This is a genomic window from Cupriavidus sp. SS-3, assembly GCF_035818815.1.
GTDB lineage: Bacteria > Pseudomonadota > Gammaproteobacteria > Burkholderiales > Burkholderiaceae > Cupriavidus > Cupriavidus taiwanensis_C.
The window spans coordinates 46,456-64,763 of sequence record NZ_JAYLVT010000018.1; the positions used below are offsets into that span (position 1 = coordinate 46,456).

15 protein-coding genes are annotated in these 18,308 nt (G+C 66.5%); 9 read left to right on the plus strand and 6 right to left on the minus strand.

Translation table 11 applies throughout. The features are described 5' to 3' along the window. Nucleotides 1–54: 54 nt before the first annotated feature. The 3 genes from purL (at nt 55) to U9J39_RS23095 (ending at nt 6,527) form a co-directional block, all read left to right on the plus strand. Nucleotides 55–4,101: a phosphoribosylformylglycinamidine synthase gene (gene purL, locus U9J39_RS23085; RefSeq protein ID WP_326348182.1), complete on the plus strand. Its 4,047-nt coding sequence runs from the start codon at nt 55–57 to the stop codon at nt 4,099–4,101. Nucleotides 4,102–4,398: 297 nt separating this feature from the next. Next, entirely contained in the window at nt 4,399–5,754 is a 1,356-nt protein-coding gene (locus U9J39_RS23090; protein ID WP_326348183.1) for a purine-cytosine permease family protein, read from the plus strand. Further along, nucleotides 5,751–6,527, plus strand: coding sequence for a creatininase family protein (locus tag U9J39_RS23095; protein ID WP_116312522.1), 777 nt, complete (start codon nt 5,751–5,753; stop codon nt 6,525–6,527). Before U9J39_RS23090 ends, U9J39_RS23095 begins: the two co-directional genes overlap by 4 nt. A gap of 8 nt (nt 6,528–6,535) precedes the next feature. On the opposite strand, the gene U9J39_RS23100 is transcribed toward U9J39_RS23095, so the two are convergent. The 6 genes from U9J39_RS23100 to U9J39_RS23125 form a co-directional block, all read right to left on the minus strand. Beyond that, on the minus strand, nt 6,536–6,835 hold the full coding sequence (locus U9J39_RS23100) for a hypothetical protein (protein ID WP_326348184.1): 300 nt from the start codon (nt 6,833–6,835) through the stop codon (nt 6,536–6,538). 42 nt (nt 6,836–6,877) lie between these two features. Beyond that, on the minus strand, nt 6,878–7,672 hold the full coding sequence (locus U9J39_RS23105; protein ID WP_115680161.1) for a peptidylprolyl isomerase: 795 nt from the start codon (nt 7,670–7,672) through the stop codon (nt 6,878–6,880). Nucleotides 7,673–7,676: 4 nt separating this feature from the next. Next, nucleotides 7,677–8,003, minus strand: a complete 327-nt coding sequence (locus U9J39_RS23110; RefSeq protein ID WP_326348185.1) for a BolA family protein — start codon at nt 8,001–8,003, stop codon at nt 7,677–7,679. 50 nt (nt 8,004–8,053) lie between these two features. Further along, nucleotides 8,054–8,593: a septation protein A gene (locus tag U9J39_RS23115; RefSeq protein ID WP_115706832.1), complete on the minus strand. Its 540-nt coding sequence runs from the start codon at nt 8,591–8,593 to the stop codon at nt 8,054–8,056. 45 nt (nt 8,594–8,638) lie between these two features. Then, nucleotides 8,639–9,094 carry a peptide-methionine (R)-S-oxide reductase MsrB gene (msrB, locus tag U9J39_RS23120; RefSeq protein ID WP_115709359.1) on the minus strand — a complete coding sequence of 152 codons (456 nt, stop codon included), beginning with the start codon at nt 9,092–9,094 and terminating at the stop codon, nt 8,639–8,641. Between the two features lie 156 nt (nt 9,095–9,250). After that, nucleotides 9,251–10,837 (minus strand): protein adenylyltransferase SelO, encoded by a 1,587-nt coding sequence (locus U9J39_RS23125; RefSeq protein WP_326348186.1) that lies wholly within the window; start codon nt 10,835–10,837, stop codon nt 9,251–9,253. A 427-nt stretch (nt 10,838–11,264) separates the two neighbouring features. Between U9J39_RS23125 and U9J39_RS23130 the strand changes: the two genes are divergently transcribed. The 6 genes from U9J39_RS23130 to U9J39_RS23155 all read left to right on the plus strand — a co-directional run bounded on the left by U9J39_RS23130 (nt 11,265) and on the right by U9J39_RS23155 (nt 18,253). After that, nucleotides 11,265–12,890 carry a 3-(methylthio)propionyl-CoA ligase gene (locus U9J39_RS23130; protein WP_326348187.1) on the plus strand — a complete coding sequence of 542 codons (1,626 nt, stop codon included), beginning with the start codon at nt 11,265–11,267 and terminating at the stop codon, nt 12,888–12,890. Between the two features lie 150 nt (nt 12,891–13,040). After that, nucleotides 13,041–14,291: a branched-chain amino acid ABC transporter substrate-binding protein gene (locus tag U9J39_RS23135; RefSeq protein WP_116312526.1), complete on the plus strand. Its 1,251-nt coding sequence runs from the start codon at nt 13,041–13,043 to the stop codon at nt 14,289–14,291. A 210-nt stretch (nt 14,292–14,501) separates the two neighbouring features. Continuing rightward, nucleotides 14,502–15,449: a branched-chain amino acid ABC transporter permease gene (locus U9J39_RS23140; RefSeq protein ID WP_062799143.1), complete on the plus strand. Its 948-nt coding sequence runs from the start codon at nt 14,502–14,504 to the stop codon at nt 15,447–15,449. 4 nt (nt 15,450–15,453) lie between these two features. After that, nucleotides 15,454–16,767 carry a branched-chain amino acid ABC transporter permease gene (locus tag U9J39_RS23145; RefSeq protein ID WP_115709367.1) on the plus strand — a complete coding sequence of 438 codons (1,314 nt, stop codon included), beginning with the start codon at nt 15,454–15,456 and terminating at the stop codon, nt 16,765–16,767. Further along, nucleotides 16,764–17,540, plus strand: coding sequence for an ABC transporter ATP-binding protein (locus tag U9J39_RS23150; protein WP_025585937.1), 777 nt, complete (start codon nt 16,764–16,766; stop codon nt 17,538–17,540). Before U9J39_RS23145 ends, U9J39_RS23150 begins: the two co-directional genes overlap by 4 nt. Beyond that, nucleotides 17,540–18,253 carry an ABC transporter ATP-binding protein gene (locus U9J39_RS23155; protein ID WP_115709370.1) on the plus strand — a complete coding sequence of 238 codons (714 nt, stop codon included), beginning with the start codon at nt 17,540–17,542 and terminating at the stop codon, nt 18,251–18,253. The genes U9J39_RS23150 and U9J39_RS23155 overlap by 1 nt, the downstream gene beginning before the upstream one ends. The last annotated feature ends 55 nt before the right edge of the window (nt 18,254–18,308 follow it).

Genomic DNA, 18,308 nt, shown 5'->3' on the forward strand with positions numbered 1-18,308 from the left:
AGCGGTGCCGGCCAAGCTGCAGCCCCTACCTCTCGCCTCCCGACCGCTACGATCATGGCGCATTTCTCGTGCTTCCCCGGCGCTTTGGCGCTCTCCGCCTTCCGTCAGCAACGCCTGCTTACCGCTCTCCGGCAAATCGACGCCGATATCGAGTCGGTGCACGGCCAGTTCCTGCATTTCGTCGATGCGCAGACGCCGCTGTCGGCCGACGACCAGTCGCGCGTGGCGGCGCTGCTGACCTATGGCGCACCGTTCGCCGAGCAGCCGGAGGGCGACCGCTTCGTGGTGATCCCGCGCTTCGGCACGATCTCGCCGTGGGCCAGCAAGGCCACCGACATCGCCCACAACTGCGGCCTGACCCATATCCACCGCATCGAGCGCGGCATCGAGATCACCGTGGTCTGCAAGAAGGGCCTGCTGCGCGGGCGCAAGTCGCTGGATGCGGACACCCGCGCCGCCGTCGCCGCGCACCTGTTCGACCGCATGACCGAGACCGTGGTCGCCTCGCGTGATGATGCCGCCGGTTTGTTCCAGGAACTGCCGGCCAAGCCGCTGCGCTTTATCGACATCTCGGCCGGGCGCAGCGCGCTGGCCGCGGCCAACGTCGAGATGGGCCTGGCGCTGTCCGAGGACGAGATCGACTACCTGGTCGATGCCTATGCAAAGCTGGAGCGCAATCCGACCGACGTCGAGCTGATGATGTTCGCGCAGGCCAACAGCGAACACTGCCGCCACAAGATCTTCAACGCCACCTGGACCATCGATGGCGTGCAGCAGGACAAGTCGCTGTTCGCGATGATCCGCAATACGCACCAGCTCAATCCGCAGGGCTCGATCGTGGCCTACTCGGACAACTCGGCGGTGATGGAAGGCGACGTGGCCGAGCGCTGGTTCCCGCGCGGCGCCGACCACAAGTACGGCCGCCACGAGGCGCTGACGCACACGCTGATGAAGGTGGAGACGCACAACCACCCGACCGCGATCTCGCCGTTCCCGGGCGCCTCCACCGGCGCCGGCGGTGAAATCCGCGACGAGGGCGCGACCGGCCGCGGCGCCAAGCCCAAGGCCGGCCTGACCGGCTTTACGGTGTCCAACCTGATGCTGCCCGAGGCGGTCGAATCGTGGGAAAACGACCGCGACGCCGCGCAGCCGGTGGCGCACCGCAATCCCGACGACAAGCCCGGCGTGACCGGCAAGCCGGACCGCATCGCCTCGCCGCTGCAGATCATGATCGACGGCCCGCTCGGCGGCGCCGCGTTCAACAACGAATTCGGCCGCGCCAACCTGGGCGGCTACTTCCGCGTCTACGAGCAGAACGTCGGCGGCACCGTGCGCGGCTACCACAAGCCGATCATGATCGCGGGCGGCATCGGCAATATCGATGCCTCGCACACGCACAAGAACCCGCTGCCGGCCGGCACGCTGCTGATCCAGCTGGGCGGCCCGGGCATGCGCATCGGCATGGGCGGCGGCGCCGCCAGCTCGATGGCGACCGGCACCAACACCGCCGACCTGGACTTCGACTCGGTCCAGCGCGGCAACCCCGAGATGGAGCGCCGCGCGCAGGAAGTGATCAACGCCTGCTGGCAGCTCGGCGACGCCAACCCGATCCTGTCGATCCACGACGTCGGCGCGGGCGGCATCTCCAACGCCTTCCCTGAACTGGTCGACGGCGCCGACCGCGGCGCGCGCTTCGACCTGAGCCAGGTGCACCTGGAAGAGTCCGGCCTGTCGCCGGCGGAAATCTGGTGCAACGAGTCGCAGGAGCGCTATGTGCTGGCGATCGCGCCGGACAGCTTCCCGCAGTTCCAGGCCATGTGCGAGCGCGAGCGTTCGCCGTTCGCCGTGGTCGGCATCGCCACGGAAGAGAAGCAGCTGCAGCTGGTCGACGCCAGCGTCGACGCCGCGCTCAAGGAGCACTACGCCGTTGACATGCCGATGGACGTGCTGCTGGGCAAGCCGCCGCGCATGCACCGCGACGTCAAGCGCGTCGAGCAGCCGCTGCCGGCCGTCGATGTGACCGGCATCAGCCTGGAGCAGGCCGTGCGCGACGTGCTGCGCCATCCGACCGTGGCCAGCAAGTCGTTCCTGATCAGCATCGGCGACCGTACCGTGGGCGGCATGAACGCGCGCGACCAGATGGTCGGCCCGTGGCAGGTGCCGGTGGCCGACGTGGCCGTGACCACGCTGGACTACAAGGGCAACGCCGGCGAGGCGATGACCATGGGCGAACGCACGCCGCTGGCCGTGATCGATGCACCGGCTTCGGGCCGCATGGCGATCGGCGAGGCGCTGACCAACCTGGCGGCCGCGCCGGTCAAGGACCTGGGCAAGGTCAAGCTGTCGGCCAACTGGATGGCCGCCTGCGGCGTCGAAGGTGAAGATGCGAAGCTGTACGACACCGTGCATGCCGTCGGCATGGAGCTGTGCCCGGCGCTGGGCATCAGCATCCCGGTGGGCAAGGATTCGCTGTCGATGCGCACCAAGTGGCAGGACGAGGGCGTCGACAAGGAAGTGGTGGCGCCGGTATCGCTGATCATCTCGGCCTTTGCCGCGGTCGACGACGTCAACCGCACGCTGACGCCGCAACTGCGCACCGACGCCGGCGACACCGTGCTGATCGCGGTCGACCTGAGCCGCGGCAAGAACCGCATGGGCGGCAGCATCCTGGCGCAGGTGACGCAGCAGGTGGGCGACAGCGCGCCGGACGTCGACAACGCCGAAGACCTGAAGAACTTCTTCAACGTGATCCAGCGCCTGAACCGCGAGGGCAAGCTGCTGGCCTACCACGACCGCTCGGATGGCGGCTTCATCGCCACGCTGGCCGAGATGGCCTTTGCCGGCCATTGCGGCATCTCGCTGAACGTCGACATGCTGGCGCTCGATCCGCAGCAGGAGCAGGACTACGGCGATGCCAAGAACTGGGCCCAGCAGATCGCCGAGCGCCGCAACGACCAGACCCTGCGCGCGCTGTTCTCGGAAGAACTGGGTGCGGTGGTGCAGGTGCGCATGGAAGACCGTGATGCGGTCTTCGCGGTGCTGCGCGAGGCCGGCCTGTCGGCATGCAGCCATGTGGTCGGCAAGCCCAACACCTCCGACCAGGTCGAGATCTATCGCGACGCCAAGAAGGTGTTCGGCGCCTCGCGCACCGACCTGCAGCGCAACTGGAGCGAGGTCAGCTGGCGCATCGCGCGCCTGCGCGACAACCCCGCCTGCGCCGACAGCGAATATGACCGCCTGCTCGACGCCGCCGATCCTGGCATCAGCCCGGTGCTGACCTTCGATCCGGCCGAGGACATCGCCGCCCCGTTCATCGCCACCGGTGCCCGTCCGCGCGTGGCGATCCTGCGCGAGCAGGGCGTCAACTCGCAGATCGAGATGGCGTACAGCATGGACCGCGCCGGCTTCGACACGCACGACGTGCACATGAGCGACCTGATCGCCGGGCGCGCCAACCTGGCCGACTTCACCGGCTTTGTCGCCTGCGGCGGCTTCAGCTACGGCGACGTGCTGGGTGCGGGCGAGGGCTGGGCCAAGACCATCCTGTTCAATGCGCAGATGGCCGAGCAGTTCGCCGCCTTCTTCAACCGCCAGGACACCTTCGCGCTGGGCGTGTGCAACGGCTGCCAGATGATGAGCAACCTGGCCCCGATCATCCCGGGCGCGGGCGCCTGGCCCAAGTTCACGCGCAACCAGTCGGAGCAGTACGAGGCGCGCTATGTCACGGTCGAGGTGCAGTCGTCGCCGTCGATCTTCTTCGCCGGCATGGAAGGCAGCCGCATCCCCATCGTGGTCGCGCACGGCGAAGGGTTTGCCGACTTCTCGCAGCAGGGCAATATCGACCAGGCCCATGTGGCGCTGCGCTTCGTCGACAACTACGGCGCGGTCACGCAGACCTATCCGCTCAACCCGAACGGCTCGCCGGACGGCATCACCTCGGTGACCACCGTCGACGGCCGCTTCACCGTGCTGATGCCGCACCCCGAGCGCGTGTTCCGCGCCGCGACCATGAGCTGGGCGCCGGATGCATGGAAGCAGGTCGCCGATGGCGGCAGCCCCTGGATGCGGATGTTCCGCAATGCGAGGAAGTGGGTGGGATAAGCACCAGCCTGGGGCCTGCGCCCCTTCTCCCAGGCAAGAGCCACCGGCAGCGCCGGTGGCTTTTTAGTTTTTTGGCGATGCAAGCCGCCAATGCGCGGATGCCGACGGCCATTTCGCTTCGCTTCATCGAATCTGCCGCATTTTCCGCCGCCTTCGCACTGTTAATCTCGCGCTGACTCACGATCGGATGCGGGGCCGGTGTCCCTGCACCCGGCTCGCTCGCACACGGAATGGTTGATTCGGAGATCCCGCATGAATCAGAAGGCGCAGTCGTCCCCGGCAGTTGATGCAGACTATATGTTGGCCCCGGTCCCGCCCGATGCGCGCAGGCCGACCTGGAAGCAGGTGATGGTGTGGGTCGGGTTCGGCTACGTTGCCACCGGCCTGTTTATCGGCGGTACGCTGGCCGGCCCGGCAGGCGGAGCGGGCGTTTCCTTTCCGATGGCGATGCTGGCCATCGCCATCGGCATGGGCATCCTGTTCGTGCTGACCTCGCTGCTGGGTGTGATCGCGCAACGAACCGGTCTGAGCCTGGCGCTGTTGTGCCGTTATGCCTATGGCGCAAAAGGCATGAATTTGCCGATGCTGGCGATGGGGCTGCTGACGCTCGGCTGGTTCTCGGCGATCACGGGCATGGTGGGGGATATCTGGGGGGCCTTTATCGGCAACCCGAGCGGCATCGTGGTGTTCGACCCGGGCCGGCTGGGATACCAGATCGCCCCCATTACGCTGGAGGTCTTTGCGGCCTGCCTGCTCTGCGGACTCTTGTTCACCGCGACTTCCATGTCCGGCATGAAAGGGCTGGAGCGGCTGGCGGTACCGGTGGCGCCCGTCATCATGCTGATCGCGGTGCTGGTCGGCATCGGCATGCTGGACGAGGGCGGCGGGCTCGGCAGTTTTGTCGCGGCCTCGTCGCAGAAGCACGGGCTGCCGCTGTCGTCGGCCGTCACCATGCTGGTGGGGAGCTGGATTGCCGGCGCCATCATGGGCGTCGACCTGTTCCGCTTCTGCCGGAACGCCCGGGCGGTCTGGCTGGGTTCGGCCGCCTGCTTCCTGCTGACCAATCCCTTGCTCAATATCGTCGGCTATATCGGCACCGTCACCGTCGGTGAATACAACTACGTGTCGTGGATGCTGGAAAAGAGCTTCCTGCTGGCACTGGCGGGCGCGGTCACATGGACCTTGTCGCTATGGACCACCAACGACGCCGAGCTCTATTGCAATGCGCTCTACACCGGTCCCGTGCTGCAGTCCTGCGGCTTCGATGTCAGCAAGAAGCAGCTCGTGCTGGTGGCGGGCCTTGCCGGCACCGTGCTCGGTGCGCTCGGCTTCTACCAGATGTTCTTTTCGCCATTCATCAACTACCTCGGCATCATGGCGCCGCCGCTGGCGGGCCCGCTGCTGGCGGATTTCTACATCAAGCACAAAGGCCGCTATGACGTCCGCGAACTGGATCAGCAGCCGGAGTACAACCGGGCGGGCGTGGGCTCGGCACTGATCGGCATGGTGCTGGGGCTCGCCCTCGAGCTGAACCAGTGGCTGGTGGCCTGGCCCAATGGCCTGGTGGCGCTGCTGGCCACCGTGCTGCTGTACTTGCTGTTGCACCCGATATTGAGCGCGAAGCCGCGCCCGCTGGCGGAGAAGGCATCATGAAGAAGGTCTTCCTGAATGAATTCTCCACGGCCGAGCTGGAGGCCATGTTCGCCGCCGGCAACCTCGACAGTGCGATCACGGTATTCGGCAGTTGCGAGAGCCATGGCGGCCACCTGCCGCTGGGGCCAGACCTGTTCGTGCCCACCGAAGTGGCCCGGCAGGCTGCGCAACGACTTGCCCGCACTGTGGTGGTCCCGGGCGTGCCGTTTGGCACCTCGATGCACTACAACGCCAATCCGATGGCGATCTCGCTTCGCTTCGAGACGGTGACGGCCGTCGCCGAGGATATGTTCGAGAGCCTGCTTGCCTACGGCATCCGGCACATCTTTGTGCTGAACGGCCATGACGGCAATATCGCACCGCTGGAAATCGCGCAGCGCAAGGTCAAGCAGCGGCATCCGGAAGCCGTGTTCGCCTTTATGCCCGCCTGGTGGTACCTGGTTGGCAAGCTGCTTGGGGAAGACTTCTTCGCCGAGTGGGACGGGCTGGGCCACGGCGGCGAAGGTGAAACCTCCATCACCATGGCGGTGCGCCCGGAATTGTGTGACCTGGGCAAGGCCGTGCGCCAGATGCCCGCTGACAGCATCCGCCTTGGCGAGCGCGTGCAGATCATGTGGGATATCGCTGAAGTTTCCGCGACCGGTGCCACCGGCGATCCTACGCGGGCCAGCGCGGAGAAAGGCAGCAAGATGCTCGATGCCCTGGTGGCGCTGGTCGTCGACAGTATCAGGCAGCTCGACGACGAAGGCTGGCGTTACGATCGCCGACAGTGAGGGACGCTTTAACCCCGGATCGGCGCGCGCAAGCCTGAGCTCCACGACGCAAACGCATAAGTCAGCACGCGCCTGGTTTCAAGACCGGGGGGCGGCGTGATCTCGCCGCGAGCCTCCTTGTATGCCACCACGGCATGCAGGATCTTCTCGGGCGAGTAACGGTCCCGCAGGGGAAGGTGGGGATGGAGCCGGCGCCAGCCGGGGGCGGCGCCGTCCAGGGTGGCCCAGGCCAGTGCGCAATAGCACAGGCCCCGGGACGAGAGATGCCAGAGCTGCCAGTAGCGGCCGGTCGTCTGCACGCGCTGCATCCTTGATGGCTGCAGGGCCGGCGGGGGCGACCGGCCCGCGGCTTACTGGACCTTGGCCTTGTCCTTCAGGGCCTTCATCATGGCCTGGAACTGCTCGCGCTGCCAGTTCTGGTCGCCCATCAGCATCTGCGTCAGCTGCGGCTTCACTTCTTCGAACGACGGGATCTTGGCGTCGCGCACGTCGACCAGCTCGATGATGTGCCAGCCGAACTGGGTCTTGACCGGGGTGTCGGTCATCTGCCCCTTCTTCAGGCCGGTCATGGCCGCCGAGAACTCGGGCACGTAGCTGCTGCTGTTGGCCCAGTCCAGGTCGCCGCCGTTGGCGGCCGAGCCCGGGTCCTTCGAGGCGGCCTTGGCCTGGTCCTCGAACTTGGCGCCGCCCTTGATCTTGGCGATGATGGCCTTGGCGTCGGCTTCCTTTTCCACCAGGATATGGCGGGCGTGGTATTCCTTGCCATTGCCGAACTGCGACTTGATCTTGTCGTATTGCTTGCGCAGCTCGGCGTCGCTGGCGCCGTGGGTCTTGACGTAGTCTTCGAACACCGCACCGGCCAGCACGTTCAGGCGCGCCTGTTCCAGTTGCTCCTGCACGTCGTCGCGCTGGGTCAGGCCGCGCTTGTTGGCTTCCTGCACGAGCAGTTCGCGGTCGATCAGCATGTTGCGGGCGCGCGTGCGCAGCTCCGGGCTGTCGGGCTGGCCGGTGCCGGCGATCAACTTGTCCAGCTTTGCCGACGGAATGGCCTTGCCATTCACGACGGCGGCATTCTGGGCGATGGCCGGCAGGCTGCCGGCAGCAAGCACAGCCGCCAGGCTGAACGAGAGGACGGTGGTCTTCATGGAATCAGGTCTGAGAGTTGCTGGAAGAATCGCGTGAGGGTGCGAGGGATTGTGCGCGGAATTGGTACTCTTGGTCGGTGAACGCAGTCACGGCCAGGGCGTGGATCTGCGTGGGGAACAGACCGCGCAGCGCATCATACACCATGCGGTGTCGGGCAACCCGGTTGTGACCCGCAAAGCGCTCGCTGACGATTGTCACGTCGTAATGTCCGCCGCCGGACGCGGCGCCGGCATGTCCGGCGTGCAGCGCGCTGTCGTCGCGCACGGCCAGGTGGCTGGGGGCGAGCGCTGCGCGCAGCATTGCCTCGATCGTAGCGGGATCGGCTGCCATCGGTGGTTTCCTTCGGTTTGTGGGAACGAAACGGGGGCGGGGCGCCGCCGTCAGTCCTGGGTGTTTTCCGGCATGTGGCGCGACAGCCAGACGCTTTGCGCGACGATGAAGACCAGCATCAGCCCCATGCTGCCGAACAGCTTGAAGTTGACCCAGGCCTCGGTCGAGAACTGGTAGGCCACGTACAGGTTGAGCACGCCCATGGCGGCGAAGAAGCCGGCCCACGCGAGATTGAGGCGCGCCCACACCGGATCCGGCAGGGACACCTGCTTTTCCATCATGGCGCGGATCAGGTTCTTGCGCCACACCAGCACCGAGCCCAGCAGCGCGGCCGCGAACAGCCAGTACAGCACGGTCGGCTTCCACTTGATGAAGGTTTCGTTGTGCAGCACCAGCGTGGCGCCGCCGAAGACCGCGATGATCAGCAGGCTGACCCACTGCATCGGCTCGACCTTGCGGTGGCGGAACCATACCCAGCCGATCTGCACCACCGTGGCGCCGATGGCCACGGCGGTGGCGGTGTAGATGTCGGCCAGCTTGAAGGCGGCAAAGAAAAGAATGACCGGGAACAGGTCGAACAGGAATTTCATGCGGGTCCAGGTTGTGCCCGGCGTCTGGGCCGGGCCATTCAGGCGTCAGGGCTGCGGGTCGCGTTTGGGCGCTTCGGCAGCGTGGGCATCGTCCGCCGCACGCTGCGCCGGGTCGCGATCGTCGAATTTTAGCGCAGCCGAGTTGATGCAATAGCGCAGGCCGGTCGGCGCCGGCCCATCCTCGAACACGTGGCCGAGGTGGCTGCCGCACTCCTTGCAGCGGACTTCGACGCGCGTCATGCCGTGGCTGTGGTCGACATGCTCGGCAATGACCTCGCCGTTGATCGGGCGGAAATAGCTGGGCCAGCCGCAGCCGGCATCGAACTTGGTGGCCGATTCGAACAGCGGCGTGCCGCAGCCCACGCAGTGGTAGATGCCCTGGTCCCAGTGGTCCCAGTAGCGGCCGGTGAAGGGGCGCTCGGTGGCGGCCTCGCGGGTCACGCGGTATTCGATCTCGGAGAGTTGTGCACGCCACTCGGCGTCGGTCTTGGTGGTGGTCATGGTTGTCCTCGCGGTGTTCCTTGGAGTGGATGGCCGGTCAGGCGTTCAGCGTCCACGCTTGTCCTTGCGGTTTGTCCACGGCATTGGTCGCCGGAATTGCGCGAACCTTACACCGGCTTGCGCCGGCTTGCAGGCGTGCGGTGCCGGTTGTAGTCGTCAGGATGAGCAACTCACCTCCAGCCCCGCGGCCCAGTCCGGCGGCAGCGCCGCGTAGTGCTCGGCCTCGGGCTGCTCGTCGAACGGGCGCGACAGCACCGCCAGCAGCCGGTCCACCTCGGTGAAGTCCTTGTCGCGGGCACGGCGGATGGCGGTTTCGGCCAGGTGGTTGCGCAGCACGTACTTGGGGTTGACTGCCAGCATTTCCAGTTCGCGGGCGGCATCGTGCGATTGCTCGGCGCGCAGGCGCACGCGGTAGTCGGCCACCCAGGCGTCGAAGGCGGCGCGGTCGAGGAACAGGTCGCGCACCGGCGCGTCGCGCGAGGCATCGGTGGACGAAATGCCGCACAGCTTGCGCCAGAACAGGGTGTAGTCCACGCGCTGGCCGTGCAGCAGCTGGAACAGGCGGGTCAGCAGCGGCTCGTCGGACCTTTCGCTGGCAACCCGGTCGCCGCCTGCAGGTGGGCGCAGGCCCAGCTTGGCGCGGTAGTGGCGGAAGAACGCCGCGGCGTAGCGCTCGCGGAACGGGTCCAGCGCGGCGCGCGCGGCTTCGACTGCGGCATCGCGCGCGCTTTCCTGATCGGCCTGCCCGGGTGGCAGCCACAGCGGCAGCAGCGCCTGCGCCAGGCAGTGCAGGTTCCAGAACGCCACCTGCGGCTGCTGGCTGTAGGCGTAGCGGCCCTGCGTGTCGGAGTGGTTGCAGATATGGTTGGCGTCGAACGCATCGAGGAAGCCGAACGGGCCGTAATCGATGGTCAGGCCCAGGATCGACATATTGTCGGTGTTCATCACGCCGTGGCAGAAACCCACCGCCTGCCAGTGCGCGATCAGGTCGGCGGTGCGCAGCGAGACCTCGCGCAGCAGCGCCTGGTAGGGCTGGCCCTCGTCGCGGCAGGCGGGCATGAAGTTGTCGATGACGAAATCCGCCAGCTTGCGCAGCGCGGCCACGTCGTCGTGCGCGGCGAAATGCTCGAAGTGCGCGAAGCGTATGAAGGTGGGCGACAGCCGGGTCACGACCGCGGCGGTCTCGATGGTCTCGCGCCGCACCGGCGCGTCGGAGCCCATGATCGAGAGCGCGCGCGTGGTCGGCACGCCCAGCGCGGCCATTGCCTCCGAGCACAGGTACTCGCGGATCGACGAGCGCAGCACCGCGCGTCCGTCGGCCATGCGCGAATAGGGCGTCAGGCCAGCGCCCTTGAGCTGGATTTCCCACGGGCCGGTGTCGGTCTGCGCCTGCGCCAGGCGGATCGCGCGGCCATCGCCGAGCTGGCCGGCCCAGACCCCGAACTGGTGTCCGGAATAGACCGTCGCCAGCGGATCGGCCCAGTCAGGCACCTGGTTGCCGATGAAGGTGTCGATGAAGTCTTGCCGGGCACCGACGCTCGCGTCCCAGCCGAGCAGCGCCGCGGCGGCCGGCGCCACGCTCACCAGGTACGGCGACGGCAGCGGGGTGGGGCGCAGGCGCGTGAAGAAATGCGGGCCCAGGTCGGCAAAGCCGGGCGCGGCAGGGAATGGCAGCGGCAGGGTCGCCGGCGGGGCGGTATCGGCAATGGATGGTGCAGCGTGCGGCTGGGGCGTATCTGGCATCGCGTAGGGCGCTCGGGCGCCAGGTGGCAGTGCGCTTTCCATGCACTTCGGCAGGGTGCCGCGGCACGCGTGTCAGGCGGTGCGGCGCGGCATGCGGAAGGCACGAAAATGCGATGGTGGCTAGGGAAAACGACATGTTGAGGTGCAACATGCCACGCAGTATTGTACGTCCTCAACGGCACGAGACCGCGCCCCGCCGGGACATGCCGCCATGCACCGCAAGGTTATTTCCTGCCTTCACTGAGCCCATGAATCCGGTGCATGGATTTCCGCAGAATTGCGGCCCCGACCACAGCAACGCGACGAGAGTACGGCAGTGCACGATCGGATCGGCTCCTTGCCGATGCCAAACATGCGAACGACCGTCCAAAAATAGTACGGTTGTTCGTTTTTCGGTGGGACAGAACAGCATTCAGGAGACAGGTTCATGGCATTGATGGGTCAAATGATGAGCGCACCGCTGCTCATTTCCTCCATCATCAAACACGCCGCGCGTTATTACGGCAGCACCGAGATCGTTTCGCGGCGCACGGAGGGCGACCTGCATCGCTATACGTACCGCGATTGCGAGCTGCGTGCCCGCAAGCTGGCGCAGGCGCTCGGCGCGCTGGGCGTGAAGCAGGGCGAGCGTGTCGGCACGCTGGCCTGGAACGGCTACCGCCACCTGGAGATCTACTACGGCGTGTCGGGCATGGGCGCCGTCTGCCATACCGTCAACCCGCGCCTGTTCCCCGAGCAGATTGCCTATATCGTCAACCACGCGGAAGACGGCTATGTCTTCTTCGACCTGACCTTCCTGCCGCTGGTCGAGGGCGTGGCGCCGCATTGCCCCAACGTGCGCGGCTGGGTGGCGATGACCGACCGGGCGCACATGCCGGCCGAGTCCAAGGTGCCGCTGCTGTGCTACGAAGAACTGCTCGACGCGCAGGACGGCAACTACGAATGGCCACAGTTCGACGAGAACCTCGCGTCGAGCCTGTGCTACACCTCGGGCACCACCGGCAATCCCAAGGGCGCGCTGTATTCGCACCGCTCCACGGTGCTGCACTCCTACGCCTCGGCCATGCCGGATGCGCTGGGCTGCTCGGCCAGCGACGTGATCCTGCCGGTGGTGCCGATGTTCCACGTCAATGCCTGGGGCCTGCCGTACTCGGTGCCGCTGGTCGGCGCGAAGCTGGTGCTGCCGGGGCCCAAGCTGGACGGCGCCTCGCTCTATGAACTGTTCGAGCAGGAAAAGGTAACGTTCTCCGCCGGCGTGCCGACGGTGTGGCTTGGCCTGCTGCAGCACATGCAGGCGAACCAGCTGAAGTTCTTCACCTTCCGCCGCACCGTGATCGGCGGTTCGGCCGCGCCGCCGGCGATGATCCGCGCGCTCGAGGCGCTCGACGTTGAGGTGATCCACGCCTGGGGCATGACCGAGATGTCGCCGCTGGGCACCGCCAGCAAGCTGCTGGCCAAGCACCACGACCTGCCCGACGCCGAGCGCCACAAGATCCAGGAAAAGCAGGGCCGCGTGATCTACGGCGTCGACATGAAGATCGTCGACGGCGAGGGCAAGGAACTGCCCTGGGACGGCAAGGCTTTCGGCGACCTGCTGGTGCGCGGGCCGTGGATCATCGACCGATACTTCCGCAATGACGCCAGCCCGCTGGTCGACGGCTGGTTCCCGACCGGCGACGTCGCCACCATCGATGCCGACGGCTTCATGCAGATCACCGACCGCAGCAAGGACGTGATCAAGTCGGGCGGTGAATGGATTTCGTCGATTGATATCGAGAACGTCGCCGCCGCGCATCCCGCGGTGCATATGGCGGCCTGCATCTCCGCCTACCACCCCAAGTGGGACGAGCGCCCGCTGCTGGTGGTGGTGAAGAAGGCCGGCGCCGAGGTCAGTCGCGAGGAACTGCTGCGGTTCTTCGAAGGCAAGGTCGCCAAGTGGTGGATTCCGGACGACGTGGCCTTTGTCACCGAGATTCCGCTGACCGCCACCGGCAAGATGCAGAAGCTGCGGCTGCGCGAGCAGTTCAAGGACTACAAGCTGCCGACTGCCTGAGGCCGGCAGGCCAGCATCCGGTGCGCCGGGCCCGCTTGCGGCACGGCGCTGCCGGGGCCGGCCGTGGGGCGCGAACAGGAGGGCGCCACGCGGCCGGCCGCATCGACGACATCGAACCACAAGCCAACGACAAGAGTGAAGGAGACAGGTATGACGAAAATGCGTCCGCTGGTGGCCGGTGTGGCCACGTTTGCCGCACTGGGTTCTGCGCTGGTTTCGGGGGCCGCACTCGCGGATACGGTGAAGATCGCCTTTATCGATCCGCTCTCGGGACTGATGGCGCCGGTTGGCCAGAACCAGCTCAAGAGCTGGCAGTACGTGGCCGATGTCGCCAACCAGAAGGGCTGGGCCGGTCCGCACAAGTTCGAGGTGGTGGGCTTCGACAACAAGCTGTCGCCGCAGGAAAGCCTGACCATCCTCAAGCAGGCGGTCGACCAGGGCATTCGCTACATCGTGCAGGGCAACGGCTCGTCGGTCGGCCTGGCGCTGCAGGACGCGGTGGCCAAGCACAACGAGCGCAACCCCGGCAAGGAAATCGTCTACCTGAACTACGCCGCGGTGGATCCGGACATGACCAATGCCAAGTGCAACTACTGGCATTTCCGCCTGGACGCGAACTCGGACATGAAGATGGAGGCGCTGACCACCTTCCTGGCCAAGGACCCGAACGTCAAGAAGGTCTACCTGATCAACCAGAACTACTCGTTCGGCCACCAGGTGGCGCGCGCCGCCAAGGACTACCTGAAGCGCAAGCGCCCGGACATCCAGATCGTCGGCGAAGACCTGCATCCGCTGGCGCAGGTCAAGGACTTCGCGCCGTACGCCGCCAAGATCAAGGCCTCCGGCGCCGACACCGTGATCACCGGCAACTGGGGCAGCGACCTCGCGCTGCTGATCAAGGCGGGCAAGGACGCCGGGCTCACCACCAACTACTACACCTACTACGCCGGCACCACCGGCGTGCCGACCGCGATGGGCTCGGCCGGTGCCGAGCACGTCAAGTACGTGGGCTACTACAACCCCAACAACAAGGGCTTCCGCGGCGCCGACATCATCGAGGGCTACAAGAAGAAGTACAACGACGACTTCTACGTGATGGCCTCTTACACCGGCATTGCCATGCTCAGCAAGGCGATGAAGGACACCAACTCCACCGATCCGGTCAAGGTGGCCAAGGCGCTGGAAGGCATCAAGGTCGACAGCATGAACGGCACGGTCGAGATGCGCAACACCGACCACCAGGCGCAGCAGCCGCTGGTGGTCGCCACCTGGACCAAGGTCGACGGCAAGGAAGTCAAGTACGACCAGGAGAACACCGGCTACGGCTGGAAGACCAACGCGCTGATGGACCAGTACGTGTCGGCCCAGCCGACCTCCTGCCAGATGAAGCGGCCGGGCTGATCCCGACGGCGGGGCGCGGCCATCGCTGACAGAGTGGCCGCGCGGCCTGCATACTTCCGGTCTTTCCGGCCGACATTCCGGTCTTTTTCCAGACCATAACGGGGAGTGTCCGGGGGCGATGTGCGCCCCCGGCGGTGGCGCTCACCCTCGATCGACCCGGACGGTTGCCGGCATGCCCCCGCATGGCGGCACCAGCTTGAAGGACACGCTGTGGAATTCTTCGTCATCTCACTGCTGAACGGCATCAGCTACGGGCTGCTGCTGTTCATGCTGTCGTCGGGCCTCACGCTGATCTTCAGCATGATGGGCGTGCTCAACTTTGCCCATGCCAGCTTCTACATGCTGGGCGCCTACTTTGCCTACACCATCGCCAGCAAGATCGGCTTCTGGCCGGCGCTGATCTTCGCGCCGCTGCTGGTGGCGGGCGCGGGCGCGCTGGTGGAGCGCTTTGGTCTGCGCACGGTGCACAAGTACGGCCACGTGGCCGAGCTGCTGTTCACCTTCGGCCTGGCCTACCTGATCGAGGAGGGCGTCAAGCTGGTGTGGGGCCTGGCGGCGGTGCCGTACCGGATCCCGGCCGAACTCGACGGACCGCTGTTCACGGTGTTCACCTCGTCGTTCCCCAAGTACCGCGCCTTCATGATGCTGGTGTCGCTGGGCATGCTGGTGGCGATCTACCTGGTGCTGACGCGCACCCGCATCGGGCTGGTGATCCAGGCCGCGCTGACCCATCCGGAAATGGTCGAGGCGCTGGGGCACAACGTGCCGCGCGTGTTCATGATGGTATTCGGCGGCGGCGCCGCGCTGGCGGGGCTGGCGGGGGTGATCGGCGGCAATGCCTTCGTCACCGAGCCGTCGATGGCCGCCGCGGTGGGGTCGATCGTGTTCGTGGTGGCGGTGGTGGGCGGCATGGGCTCGCTGGTGGGCGCGTTCATCGCGTCGATCCTGATCGGCGTGCTGCAGACCTTCGCGGTCACCATCGATGCCTCGCTGGCGGGCCTGATGACCAGCCTCGGCCTGGCGGTCAGCGAGGCCACGCCGTTCTATTCGCTGTGGAAGCTGACGGTGGCCCAGGTGGCGCCGGTGCTGCCGTACCTGCTGCTGGTGGTGATGCTGATCTTCCGCCCGCGTGGACTGATGGGAACCCGGGAGAGCTGACGCCATGGAGCAAGCGATGCAACAACCCCGCGAGCCGGTGACAACCGGCCGCACCCTGCGCTACCGCCCGCTGAACCTGGCGCGCTGGATCATCTGGAGCCTGACCGTGCTGGTCATGCTGGTGCTGCCGCTGTTCTTCACCGGGGGCTTCGCCATCACGCTGATGTCGCAGATGGGCATCATGATCATCTTCGCGCTGTCGTACAACATGCTGCTGGGGCAGACCGGCATGCTGTCGTTCGGCCATGCGGTGTATTCCGGGCTGGGCGCCTTTATCGCCGTGCACGTGCTGAACATGGTCGGCGCCGGCAAGGTGTGGCTGCCGGTGTCGATGCTGCCGCTGGTGGGCGGGCTGGCCGGCGCGTTCTTCGGCGTCATCTTCGGCTACGTCACCACCAAGAAGGCCGGCACCACCTTCGCCATGATCACCATGGGCATCGGCGAGATGGTCTTTGCCAGCTCGCTGATGTTCCCGGAGTTCTTCGGCGGCGAGGGCGGCATCTCCACCAACCGCGTGGTCGGCGACCCGTTCCTGGGCATCAGCTTCGGGCCCGGGCGCCAGGTCTACTACCTGATCGCGGCATGGTGCCTGGTGTCGATGGTGGCGATGTACGCCTGGACCCAGACGCCGCTGGGCCGCATTGCCAACGCGGTGCGCGACAATCCCGAGCGGGTCGAGTTCATCGGCTACAACACCCAGCGCGTGCGCTACCTGGTGCTGATCCTGTCGGCATTCTTCGCCGGCATTTCCGGCGCGCTGGCGGCGATCAACTTCGAGATCGTCTCGGCCGAGAACGTCAGCGCGGTGCGTTCCGGCGGCGTGCTGCTGGCGGTGTTCATCGGCGGCGCCGGCGTGTTCTTCGGGCCGATCATCGGCGCGGTGGTGTTCGTGCTGTTCGCGGTGGCGCTGTCGGACCTGACCAAGGCCTGGCTGCTCTACCTGGGCCTGTTCTTCGTGCTGATGGTGATGTTCGTGCCGGGCGGCCTGGCCAGCCTGCTGCTGATGCAACTGCCGCTGGCGGCGAAGGGCAAGCTGCGCCGCATGCTGCCATCCTATGCCAAGGCCGGCGCGGCCGGCGTGGTGTTGCTGGTGGCCGTGATCGTGACCGTCGAGCTGGTCTACAAGGTCCAGGTCGACAGCGCCAATGGCACGGCCATGAAGCTGTTCGGCATCGGCTTCGATGCCGCGACCTGGGCGCCATGGCTGGCGGCGGCGGCGCTGTGGGCGGTGGGGCTGGCCGCGTGGCGGCTGGCGGTGCGCGCATCGCGCGCGCAATGGGACAAGGTGCAGGCAGAAATCGCAGGAGGCAGGGCATGAGCGCGGCGGCACTGGAACTGACCGATGTACGCAAGAAGTTCGGCCAGACGGAGATCATCCGCGGCGTGAACCTGAGCATCCCGAAGGGCGAGCGCCATGCGCTGATCGGCCCGAACGGGGCCGGCAAGTCGACCACCTTCAACCTGATCTCCGGCCGCTTCGCGCCGAGCAGCGGCACCGTGCGCCTGAACGGCGCCGAGATCGGCGGCCTGCAGCCCTTTGTCATCAACCGCATGGGGCTGTCGCGCAGCTTCCAGATCACCAACATCTTCCACCGGCTGTCGGTGTTCGAGAACCTGCGCTGCGCGGTGCTGTGGTCGCTCGGCTACAAGTATTCGTTCTGGCACCGGCTCACCGGCCTGCGCGACGCGCGCGAGCGCGCCGACGACGTGCTGGAGCTGATCGGCATGCAGCACCGCCGCGATACCCAGGCCGGCCTGCTGACCTATGCCGAGCAGCGCGCGCTGGAAATCGGCATCACCATCGCCGGCGGCGCCGAGGTGATCCTGCTGGACGAGCCCACCGCGGGCATGAGCCGCTCCGAATCGGACCACGCGGTCGAGCTGATCCGCAAGGTCACGGTGGGCAAGACGCTGGTGATGGTGGAGCACGACATGAGCGTGGTGTTCGGGCTGGCCGACCGCATCTCGGTGCTGGTCTACGGCGAGGTCATCGCCACCGATACCCCGCAGGCGATCCGCAACAACCGCAAGGTCAAGGAAGCCTACCTGGGCACCACGCTGGACGAAGCCACCACTGAAGGAGCGCATTGATGGGCAAGCGCATGCTGGAAGTCACGGGCCTGCACGCCTATTACGGCAAGAGCCACATCCTGCACGGCGTCGACGCGCATATCGGCGAGGGCGAGATCGTGGCGCTGCTGGGGCGCAACGGGGTGGGGCGCTCGACCATGGCCAAGGCCATCCTCGGCATGGTCAAGGCCGAAGGGTCGGTGAAGTTCCGGGGGGAAGAGATCCTCGGGCGACGGACCTTCGAGATTGCGCATCTCGGCATCGGCTACGTGCCGGAGAACCGGGATATTTTCCCTACGCTGACAGTGCGCCAGAACCTGCTGCTCGGGGAGAAGCGCAACCCGCGACAGGCCAAGCCGCGCTGGAGCGTCGAGGACATGTTCAACATGTTCCCGCGCCTGAAGGAGCGCGAGAACACCTCGGCCGGCGTGCTGTCCGGCGGCGAGCAGCAGATGCTGACGCTGTGCCGCACGCTGATGGGGGATCCCGACCTGATCCTGATCGATGAGCCTACCGAAGGGCTGGCGCCGATGATCGTGGCGCTGGTGGGGGATTACCTGAAGACCTTGAAGGAACGCGGCGTCTCGGTGCTGCTGATCGAGCAGAAGCTGGCGATTGCGCTCGATATCTCGCAGCGGGTCTATGTCATGGGCCACGGGCATATCGTGTTCGAAGGCACGCCGGGCGAACTGAAGGCCAATGGGCAGGTCCGGAAGGAGTGGCTGGAGGTGTAAGGCTGACCTGTGCGTCCCGCATGGTCTCGCCCTGCTCCCGCATGCGGGAGCGGGG

Coding starts and splice junctions, on each gene's coding strand:
- purL (WP_326348182.1), top strand. CDS start 55: ATGGCGCATTTCTCGTGCTTCCCCGGCGCTTTGGCGCTCTCCGCCTTC.
- U9J39_RS23090 (WP_326348183.1), top strand. CDS start 4,399: ATGTTGGCCCCGGTCCCGCCCGATGCGCGCAGGCCGACCTGGAAGCAG.
- U9J39_RS23095 (WP_116312522.1), top strand. CDS start 5,751: ATGAAGAAGGTCTTCCTGAATGAATTCTCCACGGCCGAGCTGGAGGCC.
- U9J39_RS23100 (WP_326348184.1), bottom strand. CDS start 6,835: ATGCAGCGCGTGCAGACGACCGGCCGCTACTGGCAGCTCTGGCATCTC.
- U9J39_RS23105 (WP_115680161.1), bottom strand. CDS start 7,672: ATGAAGACCACCGTCCTCTCGTTCAGCCTGGCGGCTGTGCTTGCTGCC.
- U9J39_RS23110 (WP_326348185.1), bottom strand. CDS start 8,003: ATGGCAGCCGATCCCGCTACGATCGAGGCAATGCTGCGCGCAGCGCTC.
- U9J39_RS23115 (WP_115706832.1), bottom strand. CDS start 8,593: ATGAAATTCCTGTTCGACCTGTTCCCGGTCATTCTTTTCTTTGCCGCC.
- msrB (WP_115709359.1), bottom strand. CDS start 9,094: ATGACCACCACCAAGACCGACGCCGAGTGGCGTGCACAACTCTCCGAG.
- U9J39_RS23125 (WP_326348186.1), bottom strand. CDS start 10,837: ATGCCAGATACGCCCCAGCCGCACGCTGCACCATCCATTGCCGATACC.
- U9J39_RS23130 (WP_326348187.1), top strand. CDS start 11,265: ATGGCATTGATGGGTCAAATGATGAGCGCACCGCTGCTCATTTCCTCC.
- U9J39_RS23135 (WP_116312526.1), top strand. CDS start 13,041: ATGACGAAAATGCGTCCGCTGGTGGCCGGTGTGGCCACGTTTGCCGCA.
- U9J39_RS23145 (WP_115709367.1), top strand. CDS start 15,454: ATGGAGCAAGCGATGCAACAACCCCGCGAGCCGGTGACAACCGGCCGC.
- U9J39_RS23150 (WP_025585937.1), top strand. CDS start 16,764: ATGAGCGCGGCGGCACTGGAACTGACCGATGTACGCAAGAAGTTCGGC.
- U9J39_RS23155 (WP_115709370.1), top strand. CDS start 17,540: ATGGGCAAGCGCATGCTGGAAGTCACGGGCCTGCACGCCTATTACGGC.